Raw genomic sequence first — 2,923 nt, 5'->3', positions numbered from 1 at the left:
GCTGGATATTTCAAACGGCATTCACTACATCACCGAAATCACTCGCGTCATGAGCGAAAAAGATCCAAAAAATAAGGAAGCATACGAAAAAAATGCGGATGCTTACATTGCCGACTTAACGGAACTGGACAGCGAGGCAAAAAAAGAATTTGCTGATATCCCAGAGGAAAAGAAGCTGTTGGTGACCAGCGAAGGAGCTTTCAAGTATTTCTCAAAAGCATATGAATTACAAGCCTCCTATATTTGGGAAATCAATACCGAAGGGCAAGGTACGCCTGACCAGATGAAGCAAATCATTGAAAAAGTCCGAAATTCAGAAGTTCCCGTTCTCTTTGTGGAGACGAGTGTCGATCACAGAAGCATGGAACGATTATCAAATGAGGTGGATCTTCCCGTTTACAGCAATCTGTTCACGGATTCTATTGCGAATGCAGGGGAAGACGGCGACAGCTATTACGAAATGATGAAATGGAATCTAGAAAAGATTCATGAGGGGTTGAGCCAGTAAAAGCGATTCGTTATCCTTCTGTTGTGGTGCTTGACATTTTAAACCGGTATCGCTAAATTGGAGAAAAGGATATCGTTATCCATGTTCATTAACCAATTGTATAACCTGATACCAGAAGAGGGGTCCGCACATGACAGCAGCATCATTCACTTTTCCATCAACCGACGGAACGGAAATTTTCGCGATGAAATGGTCGCCGGAATATCTTCAGAAACCGAAAGCCGCCGTCCAGCTCGCGCATGGTTACGCAGAACATATCGGACGCTATGATGCTTTTGCCAGTAAGCTGGCTGAAGCGGGAATCGTCGTCTACGGAAATGATCATCGTGGCCATGGCAAAACGAACAGGAATTTAGGCGAAGCAATCTGTTTTGCGGATGAGGCTGGATTCGATAAGGTCGTCGCGGATATGCGAGCGCTGACTGAAATCATCCAAACAGAAAATCCCGGCATTCCGGTGTTCCTTTTCGGCCACAGCATGGGCTCGATGTTGACCAGACGCTACATCCAACTGTACGGGGGAGATTTTGCTGGCGCAATTCTGTCAGGTTCAGGTGTCTTTTCGAATGGTTTGTTGAAGCTGGGGACGATCGTGGCAGTATCGGAAATCAAAAGAAATGGAAGAGCCTACCCGAGCCTATTGCTCGACAAACTGGTCTTCCAAAACTTCAACCGGGGTTTCAAGCCCGCTCGGACGGATTTGGATTGGATCAGCCGGGACCCAGTGGAAGTGGATAAATTTCTGGCGGATCCGTTGCGCGGAAAGATCGGTTCGGCCGGTTATTTCCATGATTTCTTCAGCGGATTGCTGGTAATGAACAACGTCGAAAACATCCAATCGACACCGAAAGACTTGCCCCTGCATTTCATTTCAGGCACCGCTGATCCGGTTGGAGGCAAGGACGGAAAAGGTATCGTCCAAATATGCAAGGCCTATCAACAAGCTGGCCTTCTGAATGTAAGCTGCAAACTATATGAGGGTGCCCGCCATGAACTGCTGAACGAGACGAACAAAGACGAAGTAGCGCAAGACATAATCGAGTGGATTTTTGCTCGTTTGGAATCCCTTTGATCGGCATAAAAATTGTAAGCTTACCTGATTTTTCCCGAAAACGGAGAAATCAGGTAGGCTTTTTTTGTTTAGGGTTCTCTGTTGACAAATACATCGGGAGGCGATATATTATATATAGCGATACACGATGTATCGGAAGGGGAGATATGTGATGGGAGCACCACTTACGGAATCGATGTTTTATATCCTGCTTTCTTTGCTGCAACCGAACCACGGTTACGGCATCATGCAGCAGGTGGAGGAGCGGACGAAGGGCAGGGTCGCTCTGGGAGCCGGCACGCTTTATGGCGCACTGAACACGCTATTGGAGAAAAAATGGATCATGCTGCACAGTCAGGATGATCAGTCCCGCAAAAAGAAGGAATATCTGATCACGGCACTCGGAAAAGAAGTTCTGAATGAGGAAATCGCCAGACTGGGCGAACTTTTCGAAAACGGCAGAAAGGCGATGGAAAATGATGAAAAAATTTAAGCTCTACTACGACAAAGACAAGGAAGAAGCATTCTTGAATGAGATGTCGGGAAAAGGCTACGCCATGAAACATTTTTTCTTGGGTTTATATACTTTTGAAAAATGTCAACCGGGGGAATATACCTACCGCGTGGATCTGATCAGCGATAAGACGGTCGAGCAGCGCAATGAATTGTATGATCTGATACGTGACTCCGGTGGGGAACTCGTGCAGACGTGGGGAATCTGGGCAATTTTCCGGAAAAAAGGCAATTTTGAACTCTACACCGATCCCGAAAGCCAAATCAAACAATTCAGACGTATCCGGACGATATTTGCCCGCTTGGCACTTGTGGAATTCCTGCTTTCCATACCGCAGTGGTACAATGCAATCCAAACAAAAGAGCCGATGTTCATCTTGATGGCCATGCTTTTGACATTGATTGCTTTTGTTTTCCTGAAGCAAGTCCGGACATGCACAAAGAAAATAACCGAGCTTGAAAAATTGGGTTAAGTAATATTTGTATTATTATAAGAGTATTGTTACTGCTTATCCTGAAAATAAGGTTGCTTCCAATTTTCATCTTATGCTATGATGGCGTTGTGGATTCATTAAATTTTAATTAAATTAGAATGAAGAAACATGTCATTATTTATTTTGGAGGTAACTATGGATAAAGCATTAATTTTTATAGCGATGGCCGGCTACATGTCGATCATCATTGGAATCGGCTTCTATTATTACAAGCGGTCGAATGAAAGCTCCGATAACTTCTTCTTGGGCGGCCGCAGTTTGGGTCCTTGGGTTGCCGCAATCAGTGCGGGTGCCTCGGACATGAGTGGTTGGCTCCTGATGGGGCTTCCGGGCGTGGCTTATTGGTCAGGATTATCC

5 protein-coding genes are annotated in these 2,923 nt (G+C 45.5%); all 5 read left to right on the top strand.

The features are described 5' to 3' along the window. Positions 1 to 508, top strand: a 508-nt coding sequence (locus tag WBV27_RS08820) for a metal ABC transporter solute-binding protein, Zn/Mn family (RefSeq protein WP_424201287.1), incomplete at its 5' end; no start/stop codon positions are given. A 130-nt stretch (positions 509 to 638) separates the two neighbouring features. Then, positions 639 to 1,580: a lysophospholipase gene (locus WBV27_RS08815; RefSeq protein ID WP_424201285.1), complete on the top strand. Its 942-nt coding sequence runs from the start codon at positions 639 to 641 to the stop codon at positions 1,578 to 1,580. Positions 1,581 to 1,731: 151 nt separating this feature from the next. Then, positions 1,732 to 2,052, top strand: a complete 321-nt coding sequence (locus WBV27_RS08810) for a PadR family transcriptional regulator (protein ID WP_424201283.1) — start codon at positions 1,732 to 1,734, stop codon at positions 2,050 to 2,052. After that, positions 2,039 to 2,545, top strand: coding sequence for a DUF2812 domain-containing protein (locus tag WBV27_RS08805; RefSeq protein WP_424201281.1), 507 nt, complete (start codon positions 2,039 to 2,041; stop codon positions 2,543 to 2,545). Before WBV27_RS08810 ends, WBV27_RS08805 begins: the two co-directional genes overlap by 14 nt. Before the next feature lie 156 nt (positions 2,546 to 2,701). Next, the coding region (locus WBV27_RS08800; protein WP_424201279.1) for a sodium:solute symporter family transporter at positions 2,702 to 2,923 on the top strand (222 nt) is incomplete at its 3' end.

The organism is Trichococcus sp. (assembly GCF_049589555.1).
Lineage (GTDB): Bacteria > Bacillota > Bacilli > Lactobacillales > Aerococcaceae > Trichococcus.
This window is presented reverse-complemented; position numbering and strand designations above follow the sequence as displayed.

What these genes read in the sequence shown, in the direction of transcription:
- WBV27_RS08815 (WP_424201285.1), top strand. Translation starts at nt 639, where the DNA reads ATGACAGCAGCATCATTCACTTTTCCATCAACCGACGGAACGGAAATT.
- WBV27_RS08810 (WP_424201283.1), top strand. Translation starts at nt 1,732, where the DNA reads ATGGGAGCACCACTTACGGAATCGATGTTTTATATCCTGCTTTCTTTG.
- WBV27_RS08805 (WP_424201281.1), top strand. Translation starts at nt 2,039, where the DNA reads ATGAAAAAATTTAAGCTCTACTACGACAAAGACAAGGAAGAAGCATTC.